The sequence below is a fragment of the Luteimonas sp. S4-F44 genome (assembly GCF_022637415.1).
In the GTDB taxonomy this organism is placed as follows: domain Bacteria; phylum Pseudomonadota; class Gammaproteobacteria; order Xanthomonadales; family Xanthomonadaceae; genus Luteimonas.
Window position 1 is genome coordinate 1,965,314 of record NZ_CP093340.1, and the last position, 25,838, is coordinate 1,991,151.

Annotated in this window: 28 protein-coding genes; 15 read left to right on the forward strand and 13 right to left on the reverse strand. The window is 68.6% G+C overall.

The genetic code is table 11. The annotated features are described in order from the left end of the window. Positions 1-4: 4 nt before the first annotated feature. From sdhD to MNO14_RS08965, 3 genes are all read right to left on the reverse strand, one after another. Entirely contained in the window at positions 5-418 is a 414-nt protein-coding gene (gene sdhD / locus MNO14_RS08955; RefSeq protein ID WP_241943422.1) for a succinate dehydrogenase, hydrophobic membrane anchor protein, read from the reverse strand. Next, positions 415-738, reverse strand: a complete 324-nt coding sequence (gene sdhC / locus MNO14_RS08960) for a succinate dehydrogenase, cytochrome b556 subunit (protein ID WP_241943423.1) — start codon at positions 736-738, stop codon at positions 415-417. Before sdhC ends, sdhD begins: the two co-directional genes overlap by 4 nt. 151 nt (positions 739-889) lie before the next feature. Further along, the gene (locus tag MNO14_RS08965) at positions 890-1,063 is read right to left on the reverse strand and encodes a DUF1674 domain-containing protein (RefSeq protein WP_082132192.1); all 174 of its coding nucleotides are present in this window, start codon (positions 1,061-1,063) and stop codon (positions 890-892) included. Between MNO14_RS08965 and MNO14_RS08970 the strand changes: the two genes are divergently transcribed. Both MNO14_RS08970 and MNO14_RS08975 read left to right on the forward strand, forming a co-directional pair. Further along, positions 1,056-1,970, forward strand: coding sequence for a folate-binding protein (locus MNO14_RS08970; protein WP_241943424.1), 915 nt, complete (start codon positions 1,056-1,058; stop codon positions 1,968-1,970). The genes MNO14_RS08965 and MNO14_RS08970 overlap by 8 nt on opposite strands. A 145-nt stretch (positions 1,971-2,115) precedes the next feature. Beyond that, entirely contained in the window at positions 2,116-2,619 is a 504-nt protein-coding gene (locus MNO14_RS08975; protein ID WP_241943425.1) for an OmpA family protein, read from the forward strand. A gap of 48 nt (positions 2,620-2,667) precedes the next feature. On the opposite strand, the gene MNO14_RS08980 is transcribed toward MNO14_RS08975, so the two are convergent. From MNO14_RS08980 to MNO14_RS09005, 6 genes are all read right to left on the reverse strand, one after another. Next, a complete protein-coding gene (locus tag MNO14_RS08980) occupies positions 2,668-4,938 on the reverse strand; it encodes a thiamine pyrophosphate-dependent enzyme (RefSeq protein ID WP_241943426.1) in 2,271 nt (756 codons plus the stop codon). 13 nt (positions 4,939-4,951) lie between these two features. Next, the gene (locus tag MNO14_RS08985; RefSeq protein ID WP_241943427.1) at positions 4,952-5,593 is read right to left on the reverse strand and encodes a glutathione S-transferase family protein; all 642 of its coding nucleotides are present in this window, start codon (positions 5,591-5,593) and stop codon (positions 4,952-4,954) included. Then, the gene (locus MNO14_RS08990) at positions 5,590-6,156 is read right to left on the reverse strand and encodes a GNAT family N-acetyltransferase (RefSeq protein WP_241943428.1); all 567 of its coding nucleotides are present in this window, start codon (positions 6,154-6,156) and stop codon (positions 5,590-5,592) included. Before MNO14_RS08990 ends, MNO14_RS08985 begins: the two co-directional genes overlap by 4 nt. Positions 6,157-6,166: 10 nt before the next feature. Further along, positions 6,167-6,478: a cupin domain-containing protein gene (locus MNO14_RS08995; RefSeq protein ID WP_241943429.1), complete on the reverse strand. Its 312-nt coding sequence runs from the start codon at positions 6,476-6,478 to the stop codon at positions 6,167-6,169. A gap of 2 nt (positions 6,479-6,480) precedes the next feature. Next, positions 6,481-7,644, reverse strand: a complete 1,164-nt coding sequence (locus MNO14_RS09000) for an acyl-CoA dehydrogenase family protein (RefSeq protein WP_241943430.1) — start codon at positions 7,642-7,644, stop codon at positions 6,481-6,483. Between the two features lie 123 nt (positions 7,645-7,767). Beyond that, positions 7,768-8,550: a glycine zipper 2TM domain-containing protein gene (locus tag MNO14_RS09005; protein WP_241943431.1), complete on the reverse strand. Its 783-nt coding sequence runs from the start codon at positions 8,548-8,550 to the stop codon at positions 7,768-7,770. A 174-nt stretch (positions 8,551-8,724) separates the two neighbouring features. Between MNO14_RS09005 and MNO14_RS09010 the strand changes: the two genes are divergently transcribed. Further along, the gene (locus tag MNO14_RS09010; RefSeq protein ID WP_241943432.1) at positions 8,725-8,967 is read left to right on the forward strand and encodes a DUF6116 family protein; all 243 of its coding nucleotides are present in this window, start codon (positions 8,725-8,727) and stop codon (positions 8,965-8,967) included. After that, on the forward strand, positions 8,964-9,734 hold the full coding sequence (locus MNO14_RS09015) for a TatD family hydrolase (protein ID WP_241946310.1): 771 nt from the start codon (positions 8,964-8,966) through the stop codon (positions 9,732-9,734). Before MNO14_RS09010 ends, MNO14_RS09015 begins: the two co-directional genes overlap by 4 nt. Before the next feature lie 12 nt (positions 9,735-9,746). On the opposite strand, the gene MNO14_RS09020 is transcribed toward MNO14_RS09015, so the two are convergent. After that, entirely contained in the window at positions 9,747-10,550 is an 804-nt protein-coding gene (locus tag MNO14_RS09020) for a tRNA threonylcarbamoyladenosine dehydratase (protein ID WP_241943433.1), read from the reverse strand. Between the two features lie 83 nt (positions 10,551-10,633). On the opposite strand from MNO14_RS09020, the gene MNO14_RS09025 reads away from it, so the two are divergent. Both MNO14_RS09025 and MNO14_RS09030 read left to right on the forward strand, forming a co-directional pair. After that, positions 10,634-11,092 (forward strand): hypothetical protein, encoded by a 459-nt coding sequence (locus MNO14_RS09025; RefSeq protein WP_241943434.1) that lies wholly within the window; start codon positions 10,634-10,636, stop codon positions 11,090-11,092. Between the two features lie 139 nt (positions 11,093-11,231). Next, a complete protein-coding gene (locus MNO14_RS09030) occupies positions 11,232-11,717 on the forward strand; it encodes a peptidoglycan-associated outer membrane lipoprotein precursor (RefSeq protein WP_241943435.1) in 486 nt (161 codons plus the stop codon). Between the two features lie 345 nt (positions 11,718-12,062). On the opposite strand, the gene MNO14_RS09035 is transcribed toward MNO14_RS09030, so the two are convergent. Beyond that, positions 12,063-12,272, reverse strand: coding sequence for a cold-shock protein (locus MNO14_RS09035; RefSeq protein ID WP_047135804.1), 210 nt, complete (start codon positions 12,270-12,272; stop codon positions 12,063-12,065). 251 nt (positions 12,273-12,523) lie between these two features. On the opposite strand from MNO14_RS09035, the gene MNO14_RS09040 reads away from it, so the two are divergent. The 4 genes from MNO14_RS09040 (at position 12,524) to MNO14_RS09055 (ending at position 16,693) form a co-directional block, all read left to right on the forward strand. Further along, positions 12,524-13,024, forward strand: coding sequence for a DUF456 domain-containing protein (locus MNO14_RS09040; RefSeq protein WP_241943436.1), 501 nt, complete (start codon positions 12,524-12,526; stop codon positions 13,022-13,024). A gap of 15 nt (positions 13,025-13,039) precedes the next feature. Beyond that, on the forward strand, positions 13,040-14,266 hold the full coding sequence (locus MNO14_RS09045) for a mechanosensitive ion channel domain-containing protein (protein ID WP_241943437.1): 1,227 nt from the start codon (positions 13,040-13,042) through the stop codon (positions 14,264-14,266). Next, on the forward strand, positions 14,263-15,411 hold the full coding sequence (locus tag MNO14_RS09050; RefSeq protein ID WP_241943438.1) for a phospholipase A: 1,149 nt from the start codon (positions 14,263-14,265) through the stop codon (positions 15,409-15,411). The genes MNO14_RS09045 and MNO14_RS09050 overlap by 4 nt, the downstream gene beginning before the upstream one ends. A gap of 127 nt (positions 15,412-15,538) precedes the next feature. Then, entirely contained in the window at positions 15,539-16,693 is a 1,155-nt protein-coding gene (locus tag MNO14_RS09055; RefSeq protein ID WP_241943439.1) for a sterol desaturase family protein, read from the forward strand. A 69-nt stretch (positions 16,694-16,762) separates the two neighbouring features. On the opposite strand, the gene MNO14_RS09060 is transcribed toward MNO14_RS09055, so the two are convergent. Then, entirely contained in the window at positions 16,763-18,280 is a 1,518-nt protein-coding gene (locus MNO14_RS09060; RefSeq protein ID WP_241946311.1) for a fumarate hydratase, read from the reverse strand. Positions 18,281-18,506: 226 nt separating this feature from the next. On the opposite strand from MNO14_RS09060, the gene MNO14_RS09065 reads away from it, so the two are divergent. The 5 genes from MNO14_RS09065 (at position 18,507) to MNO14_RS09085 (ending at position 25,199) form a co-directional block, all read left to right on the forward strand. Continuing rightward, a complete protein-coding gene (locus tag MNO14_RS09065; protein WP_241943440.1) occupies positions 18,507-19,277 on the forward strand; it encodes a YggS family pyridoxal phosphate-dependent enzyme in 771 nt (256 codons plus the stop codon). Beyond that, positions 19,274-20,134 (forward strand): pyridoxine/pyridoxal/pyridoxamine kinase, encoded by an 861-nt coding sequence (gene pdxK, locus MNO14_RS09070; RefSeq protein ID WP_241943441.1) that lies wholly within the window; start codon positions 19,274-19,276, stop codon positions 20,132-20,134. The genes MNO14_RS09065 and pdxK overlap by 4 nt, the downstream gene beginning before the upstream one ends. Positions 20,135-20,632: 498 nt before the next feature. Further along, the gene (locus tag MNO14_RS09075; protein WP_241943442.1) at positions 20,633-22,519 is read left to right on the forward strand and encodes an ABC transporter ATP-binding protein; all 1,887 of its coding nucleotides are present in this window, start codon (positions 20,633-20,635) and stop codon (positions 22,517-22,519) included. A 101-nt stretch (positions 22,520-22,620) separates the two neighbouring features. Next, a complete protein-coding gene (locus MNO14_RS09080; RefSeq protein ID WP_241943443.1) occupies positions 22,621-24,297 on the forward strand; it encodes an AarF/UbiB family protein in 1,677 nt (558 codons plus the stop codon). 107 nt (positions 24,298-24,404) lie between these two features. Then, positions 24,405-25,199: a ferredoxin--NADP reductase gene (locus MNO14_RS09085; protein WP_241943444.1), complete on the forward strand. Its 795-nt coding sequence runs from the start codon at positions 24,405-24,407 to the stop codon at positions 25,197-25,199. Between the two features lie 50 nt (positions 25,200-25,249). On the opposite strand, the gene MNO14_RS09090 is transcribed toward MNO14_RS09085, so the two are convergent. After that, a complete protein-coding gene (locus tag MNO14_RS09090; RefSeq protein ID WP_241943445.1) occupies positions 25,250-25,756 on the reverse strand; it encodes a glutathione peroxidase in 507 nt (168 codons plus the stop codon). Between the last annotated feature and the right edge of the window lie 82 nt (positions 25,757-25,838).

A 25,838-nucleotide genomic window follows, 5' to 3' on the forward strand; every position in this document is an offset into this window, starting at 1 on the left:
GGACTCAGGCAGTGAAGGCGATGCGGGCGATCGCGTACAGCGAGGCGATGGCGCCCAGCCCGCAGAGGAAGGTCACGAGCAGCTGGAGGGCCAGCTCGATGGACCGCTTGTGCACGTAGTCCTCGATCACGACCTGCAGGCCGAGCTTGGCGTGCCAGAACAGCGTGACCAGGAAGATCGAGAACAGGATCGCGTTCCACGGCCGGGCGATGATCGCGCGTGCCGTCTCCAGCTCCGCGCCGACCAGCGACAACAGGGTCAGCACGAACCAGACGACCAGCGGCACCAGGATGATCGCGGTGACCCGCTGCTTCCAGAAGTGCGTCGTACCCGACTTGCCCGAGCCCAGGCCCTGGGCGCGCTTGACCGGCGTGCGCAGCGGCACTGCGCGCGAGGTCTCTCCACCGCCGCCGCTCATGCCGCACCCCGCAGGCCGAAGAACCAGATGATGCCGGTGATCAGGAAACCGAGCACGAACACCGCGTAGCCCGAGGCATAGGCCTTGGGAATCTCGAAGCCCCACCCCGCATCCCAGAGCAGGTGGCGGATGCCGTTGAGCAGGTGGTAGATCAGCGCCAGCGTGAAGCCGAACAGGAAGATCAGCCCCATCGGCGAGGCCCATTGCCGGGAGGCGAACGCGTAGGCGTCGCCGCCTGCGGCGATGGACATCAGCCACCACACCAGGGAAATGCCGCCGACCGCCAACGAAACGCCGGTGATACGGTGGAGGATGGACATGGTCGAGGTCATCTGCGGTCGATAGACCTGCAGATGCGGCGACAGAGGACGGTTGGGATGTGCCATCGCTGGCTGGTCTCCTCGCTGGCGGCGTCGCGCCGCGTGGCTGGTGGTACACAGGGCCGCTCGCGCCGACGCGATGCGGCGGCGATCAGAAATCGATGCAGCGGCCGTTCTTTTCCCAGTCGCCATAACGGGTGGGATCGAGACCGTCACGGCCCCCGATCTCGACCGCTGGCTCCGGCTCGGGTGCCGGAACGGGCGTGACCGCCGGTTCCGGCCGCGGCGTTGCCGCGTCGTCGCCTATGATGTCCGGGGTGATCATTCGTTCAATTTTAGTTCCCACACCCATGGTAAACAAGCCACATCCCCTACCCGACGCGGATTTCGCCCTCTCCGGCCTGTATGTGCTGCGTCTGTCGGGCCGCGATGCGCTCGCATTCGCACAGGCCCAGTTCATGAACGACGTGTCCGCGCTCGCTGATGGCCAGTGGCAGTGGAGCGGCTGGCTGACGCCCAAGGGCCGCCTCGTCGCGCTTTTCGCGCTGCTGCGCCGCGACGCGCAGACACTCGACCTGGTCCTGCACGACGGCGATCCCGCCGTGTTCGCCGATGCGCTGAAACGATTCGTATTCCGCAGCAAGGTCACGATCGCGATGGCGGGCACGACCGCCACCGGCCGGTTTGCCGCCCCGGCGGTCGCGCAAGGCGCTCGGGCCGCATTCGATGGCGAGGCGACGGAACTGGACCTTGGCGTGCCATCGCAGCCGCGCACCTTGCGCCTGCAGCCGGTTGTGCCGGACGCAGCCACGACGCCGGCAGCCGATGCTGCGCCGCAGGCCGAGGCCGATGCGCACTGGCGCGCGATCGATCTGGCGCACGGGCTGCCGCGTTTGGCCGCCAGCGAGTTCGACCGCTGGACGCCGCAGCAGCTCTCGCTTGACCGCCTGCGGGCCTACAGCGTCAAGAAGGGCTGCTACCCGGGCCAGGAGATCGTGGCGCGGACGCATTTCCTGGGCCAGAGCAAGCGCGGCCTGGTCGCGCTGCACGGTGCCCACACCGCACAGGCCGGTCATGACGTCGCCGCCGACGGCGCGTCGGTCGGTCGGATCGTCGCCCTTTCGACGCAGGTCCAGCTTGCGGTGCTGCCGCTGGATCTGGGACCTGCGTCACTGACGGTCGATGCGTATCCAGTGACGGCCGTACCACTGTGCGACGGCTTGCTGCGCTGAGCGCCCCGCCCCCCCTTTTCATGCCCGACGCGACTGCTATGCTCGGCCGCTGACAGGGCGCGCAAGCGTTGGGGAATGTCGAAGCAGTCGCCGGACCGGCTGCGGTCCGGCGGCAGGGGAAACGGGAAAGCTCAAAGGGGATGTCATGAAGCGCACTCGCTTGTCCGCGGCCTTCGCCGCGTCCGTTGTTTCGCTCGCATTGGCGGCCTGCTCGTCCACACCGAAGACGCAGCCGCCGGCACCGCAGCCGCCCGCACCGTCGAGCGCCTTTATCGAGAAGCTCGATGCAGACGGTCTGTTCGCGTTCGGCAAGGCCGGCATCCGCGACCTCAGCCCGGATGGACGCACTGCGCTCGATGCGATCGCCGCCCGGCTCTCGGAAAACGCGCACCGGCTGGATATCGTCCACGTCATCGGCCACAGCGACCGCATCGGCAACGCCAAGGGCAACCTGCGGCTATCCAACCAGCGGGCCGAAGCGGTCCGCGCGTATCTGGTCGAACACGGCGTGCCCGCCGACCGGATCACCGCGGTTGGGCGCGGCGATGTGGAGCCGGTGGTCGAGTGCCGCAGCGAGCGCGGCCAGGCCTTGATCGCCTGTCTGGCGCCGAACCGCCGCGTCGAGGTCCGGGCCCGCTTCGCGGACTGATCGGACCAAACCCCAGGAGGGCCGGCGCATTTCGCCGGCCCTTTCGCGTCAGGCCATCGCCGACGCAGCGGCGACGATGTCGGCCTCCGACGGGATCACCAGGAACGCGGCCCCGGCCAGTGGCGTGAACGTGTCCGCGCCGACCACCCGGCGCAGCGGCCGGTCGCCGAAGCCCGCTTCGGTGATCGCGGTCACAATGCCCTCGCCCACCCCGGCGCTGCGCCGCCCCTCGTCGACGACCAGCACCCGCTCGCATTCGGCCACATGCCGGGCGATCGCCCCTTCGTTGAGCGGCAACAGCCAGCGCAGGTCGACCACGCGCACGCGCCAGCCGCGCTCGGCCTCGATCGTGCGCGCCGCGCGCAGACTCATCGGCACGCCGTTGCCGAACGTCAGCACCAGCAGATCGGTCGCCTCGGGCGCGTATACCCGCTCCTCGCCGAAGCCCATTGCCTGGTCCGGCGGCGGATACGCGGTCAGCCAGCCACCGTCGCCGGCCTCGTAGAGATCCTTGGTCATGTACAGCGCGATCGGCTCGAGAAACGCGCAGACCCGGCCGTCGACCTTCGCCAACGCGGCCAGCGTGCGCAGCATCGTCGCCGCGTCGTCGCCACGCGACGGGCAGCCGACGACGAGTCCCGGGATGTCGCGCAGCGCGGTGATCGAGTTGTCGTTGTGGAAGTGGCCGCCGAAGCCGCGTTGATACCCCAGCGAGGCGATGCGCATGACCATCGGGTTGCGGTACTGGCCGTTACTGAAGAACTGCAGGCTCGCCGCCTCACCGCGGATCTGGTCGCCGGCGTTATGGAAGTACGCCAGATACTGGATCTCGGGCAGCGGCAGCAACCCCATGTTGGCGTAGCCCTGCGCCAGCCCAAGCACGATCGTCTCATCGAGCAGGGTATTGAACACCCGACGCGGGCCGAAGGCCTTCTGCAGACCCTTGGTGACGGTGTACACACCGCCCTTCTGCGCGACGTCTTCGCCGAACAGCAGCGCTTCTGGATACTTGGCGAACAGGTCGTGCAGTGCCTGGTTGATCTGGATCGCCAGGTGCCGCGGCGGTTGCGCCTCGGGCAGCTTGGCCTCGCCGCCGAACACGGCCGCGCGCGCGGCGGCGTACTCGTAGCGCGTGGCCTCGGCCTGGACCTGGGCCGGCGAGTACGGGGCCAGCGGCTGCATGACCTCGGCCAGCGTTTCCAGCCGCGGCCGGCTGTCGGCGTCGTGCGCGGCCGCGAAGCAGCGCGCGCGCGTGTCCTCGTACAGCGCCAGCAGTGCATCGGCGCTCAGCAGGCCGGACTCGAGCGCGATTGCCGCCGACCGCAGCAGGGGATCGGTCGCCTCGACCGCGCACAGCTCTTCGAGCGAACGCCACTCGATCTCGAAATCGGTGCCCGCGTGCCCCATGATCCGGGTCGTGCGCAGGTGCAGAAAGGTCGGCCGGCGCGTGCGCCGGCAATGCGCGACCGCGCGCTCGACCTCGCCGTAGCCCGCAGCCAGGTCCAGGCCATCGGCGGCGAAGTAATCCAGATCGGGGCGCTGGGCGAAGTTGCGCGCGATCCAGCCGTCGGGCGTCTTGACCGAGATGCCGATGCCGTTGTCTTCGCAGACGAACAGCACCGGCGCCGGGAGCTTCTGATAGGCGGTCCAGGCGGCAGCGTTGAAGGCGGTCTGCGCGGTCGCGTGGTTGCTGGATGCATCGCCGAACGAGCACACGACGATGCTGTCGTCGGGCACCGGCAGCGCGTGGCCGATGCGCCGCGCCTGCTCGATCGCGACCGCGGTGCCGAAGGCCTTGGGCAAGTGCGAGGCGATCGTCGAGGTCTGCGGCAGCACCCACAGCGGCTTGCTGCCCCAGACCTTGTGGCGACCGCCGCTGGCGGGGTCTTCGCGGCTGGCTGCGAACGACAGCGCCGAATCCATCACCGGGTCCATGCCGGGGAGCTTGCGGAAGCGCTCGGCCATGAAGCCGCCGCTGCGGTAGTGCAAGAACGCGGGGTCGGTATGCCGGGTCAGGCGCGCGACCATCGCATTGCCTTCGTGGCCGCTGGACCCGATCGTGTAGAAGACCTTGTTCTGCACGCGCAGCACGCGCGCCATCAGGTCCAGGTGCCGGCTGATCAGCTGCGACTCGAACAATTCAACAAAATCGCGCGCATCCAAGGCACTGCCGGGCAGCACCGCCTCGGTATCGGCCGGGCGCGTCCGCACCGGGCCGCGCCAGTCCCGGACGAACTGCTGGAAGTTCGCGTCGCAGATCTCGGCGCGGTTGAGGCCCTTCATGCGGGCGGGGATCGGGGTCGGGACGGTGGCGAACATGCAGTCGGGCCTGCTAGCGGGAGGCCGCGATCAACGCGGCGTGTTCGGGTGCGGGCGCCGGCATCGCGACGAACCGCGGCGTCGCGCGCACGCGGGCCAGCCAGTCGCGCAGCGCCGGGTACGGCGACAGGTCGAATCCCCCGTCTGCGGCCGCATCGGTGTAGGGAAACAGCGCGATGTCGGCAATGCCATAGCGCGGGCCGGTGAACCAGGGATGCGCCGAGAGGTGCGTCTCCATGACCGCCAACGCCTGAGCGCCGCGTTCGTGCAGGCGCGGCAGTTCGGCACGGCGCGGCGAATCGAGCGGTGTCCAGCCACGGATGAAGCGGGCGACGGCGAGACAGGGTTCGTGGCTGTACTGCTCGAAGAACATCCACGACAGCGCCTGTGCCCGTTGCCAGGCATCGTCCGGCACGAACCCGCTGCCCTCCGCCAGCCAATGCAGGATCGCGTTCGACTCCACCAGCACCCGGCCGTCGTCGAGCTCCAGCATCGGCACCTTGCCGTTGGGATTCTTGGCGAGGTAGTCCGGGGTACGGGTCGCGCCACGGCTGCTGTCGGTCTCGATCCAGCGGTACGGCCGGCCGAGCTGTTCGAGCAGCAGCCGCAGCTTGTGGCAATTGCCGGACGGCGAGTAGCCGTGAATGGTGGTCATGCGAAGCGCGTTCGGTGCTCGCGCCATTGCGCGCGTGTCTGGCCCCAGATGTCGATGGGGAGGTCCTCGACTGGCGCCGGCAGCTGGCCGGAGCACAGACGGGTCGATCCCAGACGTCGGGCGACCTGCTGGGACGCGACGTTCGCCGGGTCGATGCAATGGATGATGTCGTCCCAGTGCAGCGCCGAGAACGCCCAGTCGATGGCCGCCACGGCCGCTTCCACGGCGTAGCCCTGGCCCCAGGCATCGGGATGGAACGCGTAGCCGATCTCGTTGCCCGGCCAGCCCTCCGGGCGCCACGGCCCAAGCTGACCAAGCCAGCGCCCGCCCGCCCGATCGACGACCGAGAACATACCGAAGCCCTGCAGCAACCAGGCGCCCGGCTGCTGCAAGAACTTGCGCCATGCGGCCGCGCGCGGCTGGCACCCGCCGATGTAGCGCGCCGCGGTCTCGTCGGCCAGCAGTTCGGCGTAGCGGTCGAAATCCTCGGCCTTGGGCAGGCGCAGGATCAGGCGGTCGGTTTCGAGGATCGGCGAAGCAGCGAAGGAAGGGATCGTCGACATCGTGCAGGTCTCAGAGACTGCCGGCCTTCTCGATCACGAGGATGCGGGCCTCGCCGATCGGATGGGCGACATGCGCGTCGCCCGCGCCGGCATGGAACAGATCGCCGGCCTCCAACACGACCGCGTGCTCGGCCTCGCCCTGGCGATAGCGCATCTCCACGCGTCCATCGAGTACGGCGAAGACTTCCTCGCCGTCATTGACGTGCCATTGGTAGGGACGATCGGTCCAGTGCAGGCGGACGGTGGCGCCCTCGATGGCGGCGACATCCAGCGCGCCCCACGCGCGGTCGGCGGTGAACTCGCGAGATCGAATCGTGCGCATGGTCAGAACGCGTTGATGCCGGTCAACTCGCGCCCCACGACGAGCTGGTGCACGGTCTCGGTGCCTTCGTAGGTGATGACCGATTCGAGGTTGAGCGCATGGCGGATCGGCGAATGCTCGGTGGTGATGCCGGCGCCGCCCAACAGATCGCGCGCCTCGCGGGCGATGTCGATCGCCATGCGGCAGTTGTTCCACTTCGCCAGCGAGACCTGGGTCGGCTGCATCTTGCCGGCGTCCTTCAGGCGTCCGAGTTGCAGCGACAGCAGTTGCGCGCTGGTGATCCGGCGCGCCCAGTCGGCGAGCTTGATCTGCGCGCTCTGGGTCGCGGCCACCGGGCGGTCGAACAGGATGCGTTCCTTGGAATAGCCCAGCGCCTCGTCCAGGCACGCGATCGCCGCGCCGATCGGCCCCCAGGTGATGCCGTAGCGCGCCTGGGTCAGGCAGCCCAGCGGGCCCTTGAGTCCCTTGACGTTCGGCAGGCGGTTGGCATCGGGCACGCGCACATCGTCGAAGTACAGCGCGCTGGTGACCGAGGCGCGCAGGCTCATCTTGTGCTTGATCTCCTGGGCGGAGAAGCCGGCGAAGTCCTTCTCCACGACGAAGCCCTGGATGCCGTCGTCGGTCTTGGCCCAGACGATCGCGATGTCGGCCAGGTTGCCGTTGGTGATCCACATCTTGGCGCCGTTGAGGATCCAGTCGCCGCCGTCGCGGCGCGCATGGGTCTTCATGTTCGCCGGGTCCGAGCCGCCGTGGGGCTCGGTCAGGCCGAAACAGCCGATGACCCGGCCGGCCGCCATGTCGGGCAGCCAGCGGCGGCGCTGTTCTTCGCTGCCGTAGGCATAGATCGGATACATGCACAGCGACGACTGCACGCTGGCGAAGCTGCGCAGGCCGCTGTCGCCGCGCTCGAGCTCCTGGCAGATGAGGCCGTAGCTGACCGCGTTGAGGCCAGAGCAGCCGTACTCGGTCGGCAGCGTGGCGCCCAGCAGGCCCAACTCGGCCATTTCGGGGATCAGCTCGGTCGGAAACCGCCCCTCGTCGAAGCAGCCGCCGATGATCGGCAGCACGCGCTCGTTGGTGAAGCGGGCAACGGCGTCCTGGACCGCGCGCTCATCTTCGTCGAGCAGCGAGCGCACGTCGTACAGATCGTAGGGATGCAGGGCCATGGCGGTCCGGTCTGGGCGGGATGCCGGCCATTGTAGCGATCCGCACGCCAGCGGCGGCGGGGCCCCGACGCAAGAAGGCCGGCGATGCGCCGGCCTTCTTTCAAGACAGCAATGTCGTCGTGCTCAACCGCGCTCGGGCGCGTCGTCGAGCGCTGCGGTCATCACCCGACCGTTGAGCACCGGCAGGCGCTCGCCCGGAGCTTCCCGCATGCGCAGCGTGTGCTCGGTACCCTCATAGCGATAGGTGACGTCGTAGCCGACCGTCTTTTCCTGGTCGCCCAGCAGGATCCGGTTGCCCGGCTTGCTGTCAGTGCGCATCGAACCGGTGGTGCCGTCGGGGTTGCGATAGGTCACGTTGTAGGCGACCACGCGCGAAGACTGCGAGGAATCCTGCACGGTGCGGCACTGGCGATCGACACGCTCGACGACGCGGCCGCCGACATGGTTGCGGTCGACCCGGTTGCCGATGAAGCCACCGGCGGTCGCGCCGGCGGCCGTCGCAAGCTTGCGGCCGTTGCCGCCGCCGACCTGATTGCCGACCAGACCGCCGACCAGCGCACCGACCACGGTGCCACCGACGTTGCCGTCGCGCTCGGGCAGACGCTCTTGGACCACCACGTCCTCGCAGACCTCGCGCGGCGAGGTCGAGGTCATCGTCTCGCGGATCGGCTCGCTGCCCAGCACGGTCGCGTAGAGCTTTTCGGTCTCGGTGACCGGGTGCGTCGCCACCACCTCGGCATAGTCGAGCTTCTCATCCTTGTCCTCGACGCGCTTGTCCTCGACGCTTGCGGCAGTGTCGCCCGCGAAGGATGCGCCCGCCCCGTCGCGGCTGTTGTGGTACGCGCCAACGGCCACGCCCCCTACCAGCAGAGAAGCCAGCGCAATCGCGATCGTGTTGCTTTTCATCGGGATCTCCTTGCGGCCATCGGCCTGTACGTCGTGGCAGTGATTGCACCATTACCAAGCTGAACAGGCACACGCACACGGCCCGCTCAGGCTGACCTGGCGCTAAACCGGGGCGTTCGCACACCGTGCTAGCGTGTGCTGCATCAAATCTCTTCTCTCTTCGCGAGGCCCGCGATGCCCAGTCCCTTCACCGTGCCGCTCGTGTCGTGGCTGTCCCGGTTGAGTCACCCGCGGCTGTTCGTGGTCGTGGCCGTGCTGTTCGGGATCAATCTGGTCGTGCCCGATCCGATCCTCCTGATCGACGAGGTCCTACTGGGGCTGGCGACGGTCGCCCTGGCCAGACGCAAGCGCATCCCCGCTGCGCCGGCGAACGTCGATCCGCGCCCCCCGATCGACGGCCAGGCGCGCCGGCCCTGATGCTGGTCGACAGCCACTGTCATCTCGACGCCCCGGAGTTTGACGACGACCGCGCGGCGGTGCTGGCGCGCGCGCGCGCAGCCGGCGTCATGCAACAGGTGGTGCCGGCCGTCGCCCGCGCCGAATGGCCGGGTTTGCGCGCTGTCTGCGCCACAGACGCGGGCCTGTTCCCCGCCTACGGACTGCACCCGATGTTTCTGGCCGAGCACCAGCCCGAGGATCTGGACGCATTGGACGAGTGGATCGTGCGCGAGCGCCCGGTGGCGGTGGGCGAGTGCGGCCTGGATCATTTCGTCGACGGGCTCGACCACGCGGCGCAGGCGCGTTACTTCGAGGGCCAGTTGCGCCTGGCGCATGCCCACGACCTGCCGGTGATCGTGCACGCGCGCCGTGCGGTCGATCCGGTGATCGCGGCGCTCAAACGGTTCGACGGCGTGCGCGGCGTGGTGCACAGCTTCGGTGGCAGCGCCGAACAGGCGCGCCAACTGTGGCAGCGCGGCTTCATGATCGGGCTCGGAGGCCCGTTGACCTACGACCGCGCCCGCCGCCTGCACCGAGTGGCCGCGACGATGCCGATCGAACAGCTGCTGCTCGAGACCGACGCGCCCGACCAGCCCGACAGCCGTCACCGTGGCCAGCGCAACGAGCCGGCGCGCCTGGTGCACGTCGTGGAAGCGGTCGCGCGCCTGCGCGGCGAACTCCCGGAGATCGTGGCCGCGCAGACGCGCGACAACGCCGCGCGGCTGTTCGGTCTACCGCCGCTCTAGCCGCCGCGTCGATCAGGCTGCGGCATCGGCCGCCGGCCGCAACAGCAGTTCGAGCGCCTTGCCGGCCGCGGCGAATGCGAACGCACCGGTGATGTGGGTAGCCGCCCCCAGGCCGCTGCCGCAATCGAGATTGAGCGCGGCATCAGGCCCCAACTGCGGACGGAGGCCGCAGACACTGCCATCGGCCTGCGGGTAGCGCACGTTCTCCAGCGAATAGATCGCCGGCACCCCGAAATAGCGCTTGGGGCCCTTGGGGAAATTGAACTCGGCGCGCAGCTTCTTGCGGATCAGCGCGAGCATCGCATCGTGCTCGGTCCGCGACAGGTCGCGCACGCGCACCAGCGTCGGGTCGATGCGGCCACCGGCGGCGCCCACCGTGATCACCGGCAGCTTGCGTCGCCGACACCAGGCGATCAGTTCGACCTTGCTGCGGAAGCTGTCGCAGGCATCGATCACCAGATCGTAGCCTCGTCCCAGCATCGCCTCGAGATTGGTCGGCGTGACGAAGTCCTCCAGCGCATGCACGGTCGCGCCCGGGTGGATGGCCAGACAGCGCTCGGCCATGACCTGGGCCTTGTTGCGTCCGTACTGACCCTCAAGCGCCGGCAACTGCCGATTGGTATTGGACACGCACAGATCGTCGGCATCGATCAGCGTCAGCGTGCCGACACCGCTGCGCGCGAGCGCCTCTGCCACCCACGAGCCGACCCCGCCCAGCCCGACCACCGCGACGTGTCGGCGCAACAGGCGCGCGACCGTGCCCTGCCCATACAGGCGTTCGATTCCGGCAAAGCGTGCGCGTGCGTGTTCGTCCATGGTGCGCATTCTAACGGGCGCTCTGTCCGGCCGGCCGGCCATGCTAAGGTCGCGCCGCCTCTCGCCACCACCAGGAGCGCAGGATGTCGATGCCCGAGCCCCCGCCTGTCGCGTGCACGGCGCCGTCGGCGGCCGCACGCTACGCGGTGGTGTTCGTCCTGGGCCTCGTGGTCGGGGTATTCGCGCTCGTCGTCGTGCTGCGCGCGCTCGAGAGCCGGCGCGATTGGCAGGACCACTACCCCAGCGCGCTGATGCGGCTCTATCAGGCGCATATGGCCGGCCTGGAGGCAGCGGTCGACACGGGCCGCTGCCCGCAGGCCGGCAGCGCAGCCCATCTGCGTGCACTACGCCTGTTGTCTGATGATCTGGAACCGGCGTTTCCCGACCTGCGCGACCATCGCGGTTTCAGCGCGCATGCCGACGCGGCGCGGCGCGCGCTCGATGCGGCACTGGCCACGCCGCCGACCGATTGCGCGCAATTGCGCGTCGCGGTCGACGCGGTCGGCGAGACCTGCGGCGGGTGCCACCGGGATCTGCGCTGAGTCCTGAATACGGGTCTGAATCGAGGCTGGACGCCCGTCCCGATCGCGGCGGCGAGTCGACCGAATTGCTGCGTCATTCACATCGTCGCCACTACGTTGGCGACGTCGGGCAGCGGGCCCGCTCGCGCTAGGAGATCCCATGAATTCTCGTCTGATCGGTACCGCCGCTGTCGCCGTCTCAATGGCATTGGCCGGATGTGCGTCCTCGCCCGGTTATTCCAATTACGGCCGTTACGATGGCTACGGCAACGGGTATGGCGGCGGTTATCGCGGTGAATGCTACGACTGCGGCACCGTAACCCGCATCGAGGTGGTCGGTGGCGAGCGTGGCCCGAATGTCGCTGGACCGCTGATCGGCGGCATCGTCGGCGCGGTGGCCGCCAAGGAGCTTGCCCGGCACAACACCGACAGCCACGGCCGCCGGAATGTCGCGATCGGCGCGGGCGCCGTCGGTGGCGCGGTCGCCGGCAACGCGATCCAGAACCGCGCCGAAGGCGCCCGTCATTTCAATGTGCATGTGCGCATGCAGGACGGCCGCACAGTCGTGCTCAGCCAGGGCGACCTGGACGGCATCCGCGAAGGCTCCCCGGTCCGCGTCCAGAACGGACGCGCCTACGCCTACTGACTTGGGATGCACTTGGCATCTGCTCGCTCGCTGCCACTCGTCTTCGGAGCGAGCGTCGCGCCAGCCGGGGATTGCTCCCCGGCTCGGTCAGCCATCCATGGATGGCGCGCGCCCGAGTCAAGGCAGAGGGTGAGCATGGATGGCGTGCGCGGCACTGCCGCGCATCCATGCGAGCGCCACGCGTGCTTCGCGTGGCCGGACCGCGAAGCGGCCTTGACCGAGGGAGGAGCGGCTTCCGGCTGGCAGGCCGCTGCCCACCCGAAGTGGGGCTGCATGTCCCAACTAGGAAGAAGACATAAAAAAACCCGGCCAATGGCCGGGTTTTTCCTGAAGCGTCGCAGCTGGTCAGAGCGGCGTCACGGCGTCGGCCTGCAGGCCCTTCTGGCCCTGGACGACGGTGAAGCTGACCTTCTGGCCTTCCTGCAGGCTCTTGAAGCCCGTGCCCTGGATGGCGCGGAAATGCACGAAAACGTCTTCGCCGCTTTCACGGCTGATGAATCCGAATCCCTTGGCATCGTTGAACCACTTCACGGTACCGGTTTCGCGCTCTGCCATGTTGCTCTCTCTCCCTGAAACTGTTCGATGTATCGAGCGATTACGCCTGTCGGGCGGCTGGTTGCAAGGAGAACACGGGTGCGACGATGCAGCGGACCGGTGGAACGAGCCAGCGACTTGATGCAGGGTCACGATTCACGGTGACCTTGACAAACACAGCGGCTGCAAAGTAACCCGGCATTTATGAAAATGCAATCGCCCCCCAAAGTCCCGTTGCGGGCGCCCACAGCCCCCCATCCAGGGGGGCGGATATGGACCTGAGCCTGGCGCTGTACCTGCTCGCCGGCCTGCTGGTCGCCGCCGGCCTGGCCGGCGTCATATTGCCGGCCCTGCCTGGTCTTCCGCTGGTGTTCGCCGGCCTGCTGGCGGCGGCTTGGGCGGACGATTTCCAGCGCGTGGGCGCAACCCCGCTCGTCCTGCTCGGGCTGCTGACGGCCATCTCGTTCGCGGTGGACTTCTGGGCCACCGCGGTCGGCGCCAAGCGCGTTGGGGCGAGTCCGCTGGCGCTGCTGGGCACGGTGATCGGCACCTTCGTCGGTCTGTTCTTCGGCCTACCGGGCCTGTTCGCCGGCCCTTTCGTCGGCGCGGTGGTGGGCGAGTTGATCAGCCGCCGCACGCTCTATCCTGCCGGCCTCGGGCATGCGGCCAAAGTTGGCATCGGCACGTGGCTGGGCATCGCACTGGGCGTGGCACTGAAACTCGCACTGGCGATCTCGATGCTGGCGATCTTCGCATTCGCCTGGTGGTTCTGAGTCCACAATGACGCGATGACCGAATCCCCTTACGCCGCCTCCCCGACGCCCCGCCGTGGGCGATTCCGCAGCCTCTCGGCCGTCGTGTTACTGGCGCTCGTGGCCGGCCTCCTTGCCGGGCCGAACCTGGCCGCACCGAGCCCGACGCCGAATGCAGTGCAGGCCGCATCGGCAGCCCCCGACTCTGGCACGGCCGCCGGCCTCCAGGCAATCGACACCCTGCCGCCGAGCCCGGCGCAGGCGTTCGAAGAGGCCGATGTGCGCGGTCGCTTCGATGCGGTGTACGACGAAACCGTCAAGCGTTTCACGCGCCTGCTCGCGAACCTGCCACTGCTGCTGGCCGCACTGCTGGTCGTGGCGCTCGCCGCGTGGCTGGGCCGGATGGTGTCCCAGCGTCTGCATTGGTTGCACCTGCGCACGCGTAATCCCTATCTCGACAACCTGCTGCGTCGCATGGTGCAGGCCGCGATCCTGCTACTGGGCATCGTGATCGCACTGGACCTGCTCAACGCGACCGCGGTGATCGGCGTGGTCTTCGGCTCGGCCGGCGTGCTGGGCATCGCGATGGGCTTTGCGTTCAAGGACATCGCCGAGAACTACATCGCCGGCATCCTGTTGAGTCTTCGCCGGCCGTTCGAACCAGGCGAGACGGTCAAGATCGACAGCTACGAGGGCCGGGTCGCCTCGCTGAGCTCCCGCGCGATGGTGCTGGTCACCGCCGAGGGCAACGAGCTGCGCCTGCCCAATGCGCTGGTGTTCAAGGCGGTGATCCTCAACTACAGCAGCAACCCGCGCCGTCGCTTCGATTTCGTAATGAACATTGACGCCAGCTATTCGATCCGGCAGGCGCAGGCGATCGGCCTGGCCGAGATCGCCGCGATCGACGACGTGCTCACCGACCCCGGCCCGTCGTGGACGCTGGTCGAGTTCGGCCCTTCGGGCAGCGTGCTGCGCTTCTTCGGCTGGGTGGACCAGCGCAAGAGCGACCTGGGCAAGACCCGCGGCGAGGCGATCCGCCGGGTCAAGGGCGCCTTCTGGCGCGCCGGCATCCAGGGTCCGCGCAATACCACCCACGTCGTCCTCACGCGGGACGAGGGCGCCGTCCCCAATCATCACGACATCGAACCGGCGACCAGCGTCGGCGTCGACACCTCGGTCAACCGCGACATCGACGAACATGTCGCCGAAGTCGTCAATGCCGACCCTCAGAACCTGCTGATCGCAAAGGACGCCCCGCAATGAATGTCCGTCTCGCCCTGCTTCCTGCCGCGCTCGCGAGCCTGTCCACGCACGCCCTGGCACAGGCCCCCTCGGTTGCACCGTCCGCCCCCGCCAGCCTCGAGGCCTGCCTGGCGGTCGAGCAGGACGCGCAGCGTCTGGCGTGTTACGACGCCTTCGCCGGCCGCCAGGCGCCGCCGACGCCGCAGGCCGACGTCACCGCCGAGCGCGCTCGCGAGCTGCGACGCGACCCGGCCGCGCTCGCCGAGGTGCTGTCCGCCGAACCGGCCAGCCGCAACCTCTACGCGCGCGACACCACCCGCGGCCTCGAAGACGCCATCGCCAACGCCGGCCAGGGCTCGCTGCTCGACAGCCGCTGGGAACTGGCCAAGGACTCCAAGCTGGGCATCTTCAACCTGCGTGCCTACAAGCCGCTGTACCTGCTGCCGGTGTTCTGGACCTCGGACGTCAACCGCACACCCAGTTCGCCCAATCCGGCCAATACGGTCACCGACCCGATGGCGCTCGACAGCACCGAGGCCAAGTTCCAGATCAGCTTCAAGACCAAGGCGGTCGAAAATCTGTTCGGCAACAACGGCGACATCTGGATGGGCTACACCCAGAGCTCGCGCTGGCAGGTCTATAACAGCGAGGCCTCGCGCCCATTCCGCGAGACCAATTACGAGCCCGAAGTGCTGATGGTGTTCCGCAACAACTACGGCCTGCCGGGCGGCTGGCGCGGGCGCATGACCGGGATCGGCATCAACCACCAGTCCAACGGCCGCGGCGACCCGCTGTCGCGCAGTTGGAACCGGGTGATGTTCAACTTCGGCTTCGACCGGCAGAACTGGGCGCTGACCGCACGGCCGTGGATCGTACTGGACGAAGGCAGCGACAGCGACAATCCCGATATCGCCGACTACATGGGCCGCGGCGACCTGACCCTGAGCCATGTCCGTAACGGCCACCAGTTCACGCTGATGGCGCGGCATTCGCTGCGCGGTGGCGACCGCTCGCACGGCGCGCTGCAGTTCGACTGGGGCTTTCCGATCCACCGCAATTTCCGCGGCCATCTGCAGGTGTTCGACGGCTACGGCGAAAGCCTGATCGATTACAACCACAAGGCCACCTACGTCGGCCTGGGCATCTCGTTGATGGACTGGTTCTGATCGGCGGCGCGGGCGGCCGGCCCGCGCCACCCGGCACCGCAGGCCCCGAACGGGGGCTTGCGGCGCTACCGCCGCCAACGGCTATGATCGGCTCGCCCGCGGCGCTGCCGCATGTCAGGACCTGCGCATGGAGGCCGCCACCACCCCGCCCCCGCCGCAAGATACCGCCCCGGTCGCGCGTCCGCGCCGCTCGTTCTTCGCCTACGCCTCGGCCCTGCTGGGCCTGCTGAGCGTCTTCGGCGTCGTCTGCTTCCATTTTCCCGAGGTGCTGACCAGCAAGGAGTTCCGCGCGGTCTACGACGAGGGCTTTGCGCGCAACCTGTTGCTGATCGGCCTGGTCGCGGCGTTCGTGCTGGGCACGTGGGCGATTCTGCGCGACCGCAACAAGCGCATCGCCACGATCGGCGTCGCCGGCGCGACGCTGGCGGTGCTGCTGGGCGGCACCAATGTGCAGTTCGACGCCATCGGCCACACGCCCTACTCGCTGGGCCTGGACTGGTTCGTGATCTCGCTGTTCTTCTCGGCGCTGGTGTTCGTCCCGCTGGAGCACTACCTGGGCAAGCGTCGTGTGTCGCCGCTGCGCCCGGGCTGGCGCACCGACCTGACGTACTTCTTCATGAGCCATGTGCTGGTGCAGTTCATCCTGATCCTGGTCACGGCTTCGACCTCCACGATCGCCAATTTCGCCGCGTTCCCGGCGCTCGAGCGCGCGATCCAGTCGCTGCCGGTGTGGGCGCAGTTTCTGATCGCGGTGTTCGTGGCCGACATGGCCCAGGCGCTGCTGCACCGCGCCTATCACAACATTCCCTGGCTCTGGCGCTTCCACGCGGTGCATCACTCCAGTCGCCAGATGGACTGGCTGGCCGGCTCGCGGATCCATTTCGTCGAGATCGTGCTCACGCGCAGCGTCGTGCTGCTGCCATTGCTGGTGCTCGGCTTCTCGACCGCGGCGGTCAACGCCTACGTCATTCTGGTCGGCCTGCAGGCGGTCGTCGCCCACGCCAACATCGGCGTGCGCTTCGGCTGGCTGGAGTACGTGTTGGTGCTGCCGCGCTATCACCACTGGCACCACGCCCGTCAGCAGGACTACATCGACGTCAACTACGCGATCCACCTGCCGCTGGTCGATATGCTGATGGGCACGTTCAAGCTGCCGCGCGAGCGCGATGCCTGGCCGCAGGCGTACGGTGTGATGAAGCTCGAGACGGTGCCGCGCGGCATCATCAGCCAGCATCTGATGCCGTTCCGTCGGCGCAAGACCTTCGACGAATACGTCGACTGAGTACGCGGGCCGCGAACACGCGAATGGCGCCCGCAGGCGCCGTTCAATCTGTCATCCGGCGGGTCGCAATCAGGCGATCTCGACCACCGGGATGCCGGCGATCTTGGCCTTCCAGGTGCGCGGGCCGGTCTCGTGCACCGATTCGCCATTCGCATCTACGGCCACGGTCACCGGCATGTCCTTGACCTCGAACTCGTAGATCGCTTCCATGCCCAGGTCCTCGAACGCGACGACACGGCTGGCCTTGATCGCCTTGGACACCAGATAGGCCGAGCCGCCGACCGCCATCAGATACACGGCGCGGTTGTCGCGAATCGCCTCGATCGCGGCCGGGCCGCGTTCGGCCTTGCCGACCATGCCCAGCAGGCCGGTCTGCTCGAGCATCTGCCGGGTGAACTTGTCCATGCGCGTGGCGGTGGTCGGTCCGGCCGGGCCGACGACCTCTTCGCGGACCGGGTCGACCGGGCCGACGTAATAGATGAAGCGGTTGGTGAAGTCCACCGGCAACGTCTCGCCACGGTTGAGCATGTCGACCATCCGCTTGTGGGCGGCGTCGCGGCCGGTCAGCAGCTTGCCGTTGAGCAGCACCACTTCGCCAGGCCGGAAGCTGGCGACCTCTTCGCGGGTGATCGTGTCCAGGTCGACCCGGCGCGCGTTGCGCGGGTTATAGGTGAGCTCGGGCCAGTCGGCGAGCGACGGCGGGTCGAGGGTCACCGGGCCGCTGCCGTCGAGGGTGAAGTGCGCGTGCCGGGTCGCCGCGCAGTTGGGGATCAACGCCACCGGCAGGTTCGCCGCGTGCGTCGGGTAATCCTTGATCTTGATGTCGAGCACGGTGGTCAGGCCGCCGAGTCCCTGCGCGCCGATGCCCAGCGCGTTGACCTTCTGGTAGAGCTCGACGCGCAGTTCCTCGATCCGGTTCGACGGCCCACGCGCGATCAGGTCCTGGATGTCGATCGGCTCCATCAGCGATTCCTTGGCCAGCAGCATCGCCTTTTCGGCGGTGCCGCCGATGCCGATGCCGAGCATGCCAGGCGGGCACCAGCCCGCGCCCATCGTCGGCACGGTCTTGAGCACCCAGTCGACGATCGAGTCGGACGGGTTGAGCATCGCAAACTTCGACTTGGCCTCCGAGCCACCGCCCTTGGCGGCCACGATCACCTCGACCGTGTTGCCGGGCACGACCTTGACGTTGACCACAGCCGGTGTGTTGTCACGGGTGTTGCGGCGCGCGCCGGCCGGATCGGCCAGCACGCTGGCGCGAAGCTTATTGTCGGGATCGTTGTAGGCGCGGCGCACGCCCTCGTTGACCATGTCCTCGACGCCCATCGTGGCGTCGTCCCAGCGTACCTGCATGCCGATCGCAAGGAACACGGTCACGATGCCGGTGTCCTGGCAGATCGGACGGTGGCCCTCGGCGCACATGCGCGAGTTGATCAGGATCTGCGCCATCGCATCCTTCGCCGCGGGCGAGGCCTCGCGCTCGTAGGCATCGGCGAGATTGCGGATGTAATCGACCGGGTGGTAGTAGCTGATGTACTGCAGCGCATCGGCGACCGACTGGATCAGGTCGTCCTGGCGGATCGACACGGGCGCGCCCGACGGCGCGGCATGTGGGGAGTGGCTTGCGGACACGGCTGGCTCGAGGCTGGCGGGAAACCCGCCCATTCTAGGCCTTCCGACCGGCGACGGCAGCCAACCGCACGCACCGCCGGCGCAACGACCCGGCCCCGCGCGGCACCAATCCACCAGGCGTATCCTTGGCGGCTTCCGGCTGCAGCCTACGGCTGGCGCCGATCCACCACGTCCCGTTCTGATGACCGACACCCCGAACGACCCCGCCGCCGCGCTGCGCAGCCGCCTCGACGCGGTGCGCGCGCGCATCCAAGATGCCTGCCATGCCGCCGGACGCGACCCGGCGCAGGTGCGCCTGCTACCGGTCAGCAAGACCGTCGACGAGACGCGGCTGCGCCTGGCGCACGCGATCGGCCTGCGAGAGCTGGGCGAGAACAAGGTGCAGGAAGCGCTGGGCAAGGCCGAGGCAATGGCCGATCTCGACGACCTGCGCTGGGTGCTGATCGGCCATCTGCAGACCAACAAGGCCAAGTATGTCGCGCGCTTTGCCAGCGAGTTCCAGGCGCTCGACAGCCTTCGGGTCGCCGAGGCGCTCGACCGCCAGTTGCAGGCCAAGGGGCGCGCGCTCGACGTACTGGTCCAGGTCAACACCTCGGCCGAGCCGAGCAAGTTCGGCCTGGCGCCCGACGAAGTCGCAGGCTTCGTGCGGCAATTGGGTGCGTTCTCGTCACTGCGCGTGCGCGGCCTGATGACACTGGCCTTGTTCTCGCCCGATCCGGCGCTGGTGCGCCCGTGCTTCGTGCGCCTGCGCACATTGCGCGACCGGCTCCGCCAGGAGGCGCCGGCGGGCGTGGCAATGGACGAGCTGTCGATGGGCATGTCCGGGGATTTCGCACTGGCGATCGCCGAGGGCGCGACCACGGTGCGTGTGGGCACGGCGATCTTCGGCAACCGCGGCCTGCCCGACAGCCATTACTGGCCGGGGCTCGCCTCCTCGGCGCAGGCGCGATGAGCGCTCTGCTCCATGCGCCGGCGGTTGGCACCCGCATCATCGACGTGGTGTCGGTGCAGTCGCAGGTCGTCTACGGCAGTGTCGGCAACAGCATTGCAGTGCCGGTGCTGCAGGCGCTCGGGCTGCAGGTGGCGCCGGTGCCGACCGTCGTGTTCGGCAACACGCCGCACTATCCGACGATGCATGGCGCGCCTTTGCCGCTGGACTGGTTCGAGGGCCTGCTCGAGGACCTGGAGGCGCGCGAGGTGGTCACCCGCGCACGGCATCTGCTGGTCGGCTATCTCGGCTCGCCGGCCCAGGGCTTGGCGCTGGCGGCCTGGCTGGATCGCATGCGCGTGCGCAACCCGGCGCTGCGGATGCAGATCGACCCGGTCATCGGCGACCACGACACCGGCATCTACACCGATCCGGCCCTTGTCCCTGTCTGGCGCGATCACTTGCTGCCGCGCGCCCACGGCCTGACCCCGAACCACTTCGAGCTCGAGCAACTCGCCGGCCGTCCGCTGCGCACGCTCCACGACTGCGCACAGGCTGCGACCGATTTGCTCGGCCCGGTCACCGAATGGGTCGTGGTCACCAGCGCCGCGCCCGAGACCTGCCCGCCCGGCGTGGTGCAGGTCCTCGCGGTCTCGGCGCAGTGCTGGGAGACGTTCGAGCATCCCGCGGTCGCGCATGCGGTCAAAGGCACCGGCGACATGTTCGCCGCACTGGTCGGCGGCCGGATGATGACCGGAGTCGCGCTCGGCGATGCCGTGCGCCGCGCCTGCGACGACGTGGTCGCGGTGCTGCGGCATGTCCAGGCGCAGGGCTGGCAGGAACTGGCGCTGCCGCGCGACATCGGACGGCGCCTGGGCTGAGCGACGCGGCCCCAAGTCGATGCGCCGCCCTGCACGGCGCGCAGTCGTGCACGGCTCCTCGGCACTTCCGGCATCGCATTGGCTTCGCGCTGCGCGATCTGTCGCCGCCCGAGCCGATGGAACGCCGCCTCTCAACACGTGCCCGAACACTGGAAGGCGCCGCGCTCGGCGCGCAGCTGGTGTGCGCGTGGGGTTACCGCGGCCGCCGTGCTGTGGCCGACGTCGACACCCGCCGCCGACCTCGCCATGCGAGCCGCGCATGACGCAACGCTCACCTGCGCGCTGCGCTGCTCGCGGCCTGCGCGCCGGTTCGCAGACGCCGCGACGCGCGCGTCCGATCCGCCCCAGTCAGATCGAGCGTGTGGCCTCGGTGTGCTGCGGCGCCTGCAGCGGCTGATCGCGAGCCTGCGCCGCCGCTGGGGGCACTTCGCGCCTCCGGCATGATCGGGATGCGCAGGGCATGCCACCGCGTCGACGCCGTCGGCGCGACAATGGGCCATGTCCGCCTCCACTCCCGCCCCGGCTTCGGCCAAGCCCCACCGCACCGACGGCCGCCCCACCCTGCGCGAGCGCTTCGACGCGATGCGCAATCTGCGGCCGTTCCTGCGCATGATCTGGCAGACCAGTCGGCCGCTGACCCTCGCCAGCCTCGGCCTGCGCCTAGTGCGCGCGTTCCTGCCGGTGGCGATGCTCTACGTCGGCAAGCTGATCATCGACGAAGCCATCCGCGTCGTTGGCCTGGATGGCGGCTTCACGACCCTGGCCCAGGCCTGGTCGAGCGGCGCGCTCGATACGCTCGCCGGGCTGCTGGCGCTGGAGTTCGCGCTGGCGATCGGCTCGGACCTGCTCGGGCGGTTGGTCAGCTACGCCGACAGCTTGTTGTCGGAACTGTTCACCAACGCCACCAGCGTCCGGCTGATGGAGCATGCGGCGACGCTCGACCTCGAGGACTTCGAGGACCCCGAACTCCAGGACAAGCTCGACCGTGCCCGCCGCCAGACGATGGGCCGCATGAACCTGATGGGCCAGCTGTTCGGCCAGGTGCAGGATGCGATCACCGTCGCCAGCTTCGCGGTCGGCCTGCTGGTCTACGCGCCCTGGCTGATCCTGCTGCTGGCCGTTGCGCTGGTGCCGGCCTTCATCGGCGAGTCGCATTTCAACGCACTGGGCTATTCGCTCAACTTCCAGTGGACGCCCGAACGCCGGCAACTGGAGTACGTGCGCCAGAGCGGGGCCAGCGTCGAGACGGCGAAGGAAGTGAAGATCTTCGGCCTGCACCGGTTCCTGATCGACCGCTACCGCACGCTTGCCGACCGGTTCTTCCTCGCCAACCGCGCGCTCGCCAGGCGCCGGGCGCTGTGGGGCACATTGCTGGCCGCACTCGGGTCGCTGGGCTACTACGTCGCCTACGGCTACATCGCCTGGCGCACGGTCCGCGGCGACTTCAGCATCGGCGACCTGACGTTCCTGGCCGGCAGCTTCCTGCGTCTGCGCCAGCTGCTTGAAGGCCTGCTGGTCGGCTTCTCGCAGGTCGCCGGCCAGGCCCTGTACCTGGACGACCTGTTCTCGTTCTTCGCGATCGAACCGGAGATCGCCTCGCCGCGTGATCCGGTCCCGTTCCCGCAGCCGATCCGCCAGGGCTTCACGTTCGAGAATGTGGGCTTCCGCTATCCGGGCAGCGAGCGCTGGGCAGTCCGGCACCTCGATTTCACCCTGCACGCCGGCGAAGTCCTGGCGCTGGTGGGCGAGAACGGCGCCGGCAAGACCACGCTGGTCAAGCTGCTGGCACGCCTCTACGACCCCGACGAGGGGCGGATCCTGCTCGACGGCCACGACCTGCGCGACTACGACCTCGACGCGCTGCGCGCCAACACCGGCGTGATCTTCCAGGACTTCGTGCGCTATCACCTGACCGCCGGTGAGAACATCGGCGTGGGGCGGATCGAGGCGATGGACGATGACGCACGGATCGCCGATGCCGCGCGCCGGGCGATGGCCGATGAGATCATCGCCGGTCTGCCCGACGGCTACGACCAGGTCATCGGCCGGCGTTTCCGCAACGGCGTCGACCTGTCGGGCGGCCAGTGGCAGAAGATCGCGATCGCACGCGCCTACATGCGCGAGGCCCAGGTTATGATCCTCGACGAACCGACCGCCGCGCTCGATGCGCGCAGCGAGTATGAGGTGTTCCGCCGCTTCAAGGAGCTGTCGCACCAGCGCACCGCGGTGTTGATCTCGCACCGGTTCTCCAGCGTGCGCATGGCCGACCGCATCCTGGTGCTTGAGCAGGGCCGGATCGAAGCCAGCGGCTCGCACGCCGAGCTGATGGCCCAGGGCGGCCGCTACGCCGAGTTGTTCGAGCTGCAGGCCGCGGGCTACCGCTGACGCGGCGGGCGGTCGAAACGGCGCACGTCGCCCGCCGCCGCTGCCGTGAGACGGCGTTGACGCGGCGCTGCGTAGGCTGCCCGCATCAACGGAGTTCCGCGATGACCGATACCCGCCAGGCGCTTGCGCGCAACGCGCAGATCCTGCGTTTCCTGATGAAGTACCGCAAGGCCGGCGTGCTGACCGGCTTTGACCTGGACGCGACCACGACCGAGGTCGACGAGGCCGACGTGGTCGGCCAACCGGAAGCCTTCGTCAACGATCTTGAGGCGCTCGGCCCGACCTTCATCAAGATCGGCCAGGCGCTGTCGACGCGTCCGGACATGGTGCCGCCGGCTTATCTCGCCGCGCTGGAGCGGATGCAGGACGACGTCGCGCCGGTGCCGTTCCAGGTGATCCATGCCGCGGTCGAGGACGCGCTGGGCGTGCGCATCAACAAGGTCTTCGACGGCTTCGACGAGACCCCGCTGGGCAGTGCCTCGCTGGCGCAGGTGCATCGCGCGACGCTGCGCGACGGCCGCGCCGTTGCAGTCAAGGTGCAGCGTCCGGGCATCGTGGAGCAGATCCGCGACGACCTCGACACCCTCGCGCGGTTGGCCGGCGGCATCGACCGGGTGACCGATCTGGGCCGCCGCCTGCGCTTCGCCGACTGGGTGCACGAATTCCGGCGCGCGTTGCTGGCCGAGCTCGACTACCGTGTCGAGGCCGAGAATCTCGACCGCTTCGACGCGCATTTCGCCGCCTATCCCTCGCTGTTCGTGCCCAAGCCGATCTGGGACCTGACCCGGCCGCGGCTGCTGACGATGGAGCTGGTCGAAGGCACCAAGGTCACCTCGATCAGCGGTCTGCAGCGCACCGAGCGCGACATGGCGCCGCTGGCGACCGCGCTGCTGCACGGCTATCTCGACCAGGTGTTCGTGCACGGCGAGATCCACGCCGACCCGCATCCGGGCAACCTGCTCTACACCCGCGACGGCCGTCTGGCCCTGCTCGACCTGGGCATGGTCGCGCACGTGCCGCCACGCACTCGCGAGCGCCTGCTCAAGTTGTTATTCGCCGCGGTCGACGGCCGCGGCGAACAGGTCGCCGCCGAAGGCATCGCGATGGGCACGCGCCTGGAGGATTTCGACGAGGAGCGCTACTACCGCGATGTCGGCCAACTGGTCGCGCGCTACGCTGCACAGTCGGGCGCCACCGGCCAGACCGAGGGCCGGCTGGTGCTCGACCTGGTCCGGCTGGCCACCGCCTGCGGTCTGCGCACCGCGCCGGAGATGAGCCTGCTGGGCAAGACCCTGCTGCACCTCGAATCGGTCGTGCGCACGCTGGCGCCCGACATGGACATGAAGCGCGTCGTCGAGGCACACCTCAACGACATGATGCGCCAGCGCCTGCGCAAGTCGCTCTCGCCGGCCAACCTCGCCAGCGAGATGATGGACCTGCAGGAGCTGGTCCGCGAGGCGCCGCGCAAGGTGTCCAACGTGCTGTCGCTGCTGGCCGAGAACCGCTTGCGCGTGCGCCTGACCGGGCTCGAGGAATCGCATCTGCTCGAGAGCCTGCACAAGATCGCCAACCGCATCGCCGCCGGCGTGGTCACCGCCGCGCTGATCCTCGCCTCGGCGCTGATGATGGACAACCCCGGCGGGCCGCGGTTGTTCGGCTATCCGGCGATCGCGCTGCTGCTGTTCCTGACTGGCGCGGGCCTGGGCATCGCGATCGTGCTCAGTGCCTTGCTCGGCGACCGTCGCGCGCGTCCGAACGAGGAAAGCGGGCCGCACTAGCCGCGGCCCGCATCTTCGCGTGCGCCAACTGCGACCGTATGTCGCAGATGAGAACCGGTCTCATCGCTCTGTTAAGATGGGCGGCTCCGCGCCTCGCCTTGCCTTCTATGTCCTCCGCCTTTGGTTCCGAAACGGTGCTCGACGTCCGCCACTGGACGGACGCGTACTTCAGCTTCACCACGACCCGCGACGACGGCTTCCGTTTCGACAACGGTCAGTTCGTGATGATCGGCCTGCAGGTCGAGGGCAAGCCGTTGCTGCGCGCCTACTCGATCGCCAGCGCGAACTGGGAGGAGCAGCTCGAGTTCTTCAGCATCAAGGTCGACAACGGCCCGTTGACTTCGCGCCTGCAGCACATCCAGCCGGGCGACCAGATCCTGGTCGGCCGCAAGCCAACCGGCACGCTGTTGATCCACGACCTTCACCCTGGCCGCAACCTGTATCTGTTGGGCACGGGCACCGGCTTTGCGCCGTGGCTGTCGGTGATCAAGGATCCGGAGACCTACGAGCGCTTCGAGAAGGTGATCGTCACCCACGGCGTGCGCTCGGCCCAGGACCTGGCCTATCGCGACTACATCGTCAACGAGCTGCCGCGCCACGAGTTCCTTGGCGAGCAGATTTCGCGCCAGTTGCTGTACTACCCGGCCGTCACCCGCGAGGACTTCACGTTCGACGGCCACAGCCACCGCGGCCGGCTGACCGAGCTGCTCGACAGCGGTCGCATGGCCGCCGACCTCGGCCTGGCGCCGCTCGACCCGGCCTTTGATCGCGCGATGATCTGCGGCAGTCCGCAGATGCTGACCGACTTCCGCGGCCTGCTCGATGCCCGCGGCTTCGAGGCCGCGCCGCGGATCGGCACGCCGGGGCAGTACGTGTTCGAGCGCGCCTTCGTCGAGAAATAAGGTCGGGCGGCGCGCGCGCAGGCGTTCACCGCCCGCACGGACGACCGCGCTCAGCGCCGCGCGGGGCTCGCGTCTTCGTCCAGGATCGTCTCGATCCGCCCGCGCAAGGCGTCCGGCGCCGTCGACGGCGCATAGCGCGCCCGTACGCAGCCGTCGCGACCGACCAGGAACTTGGTGAAGTTCCACTTGATCCGCCGGGTGCCCAGCAGGCCGCGCTTCTGTCCGCGCAGCCAGGCCCACAGCGGATGCGCATTCGGGCCGTTGACCTCGACCTTGGCGAACATCGGAAAGTCGACCGCATAGTTGAGCGCACAGAAGTTGCGGATGGCGTCTGCGTCGCCGGGCTCCTGGTGGCCGAACTGATCGCAAGGAAAGCCGAGCACCACCAGCCCCCGGTCGCGGTAGTCCTGCCACAGCCCTTGCAGGCCGGCGTACTGCGGCGTGAACCCGCAGCGCGAGGCGACATTGACGATCAGCAGCACGCGATCGGCGAAATCCGACAGCGGCTGGTCGGCGCCATCGAGCGTGCGGGCAGTGAAATCGTGGACCGTGGTCATGGCGGTGACCGATGGAAAGGTGGTCCGCAGTCTGCCGCAGATCCAGGGTCGACGTCGTCGGGGAAGGTGTCGCATCGGCTGA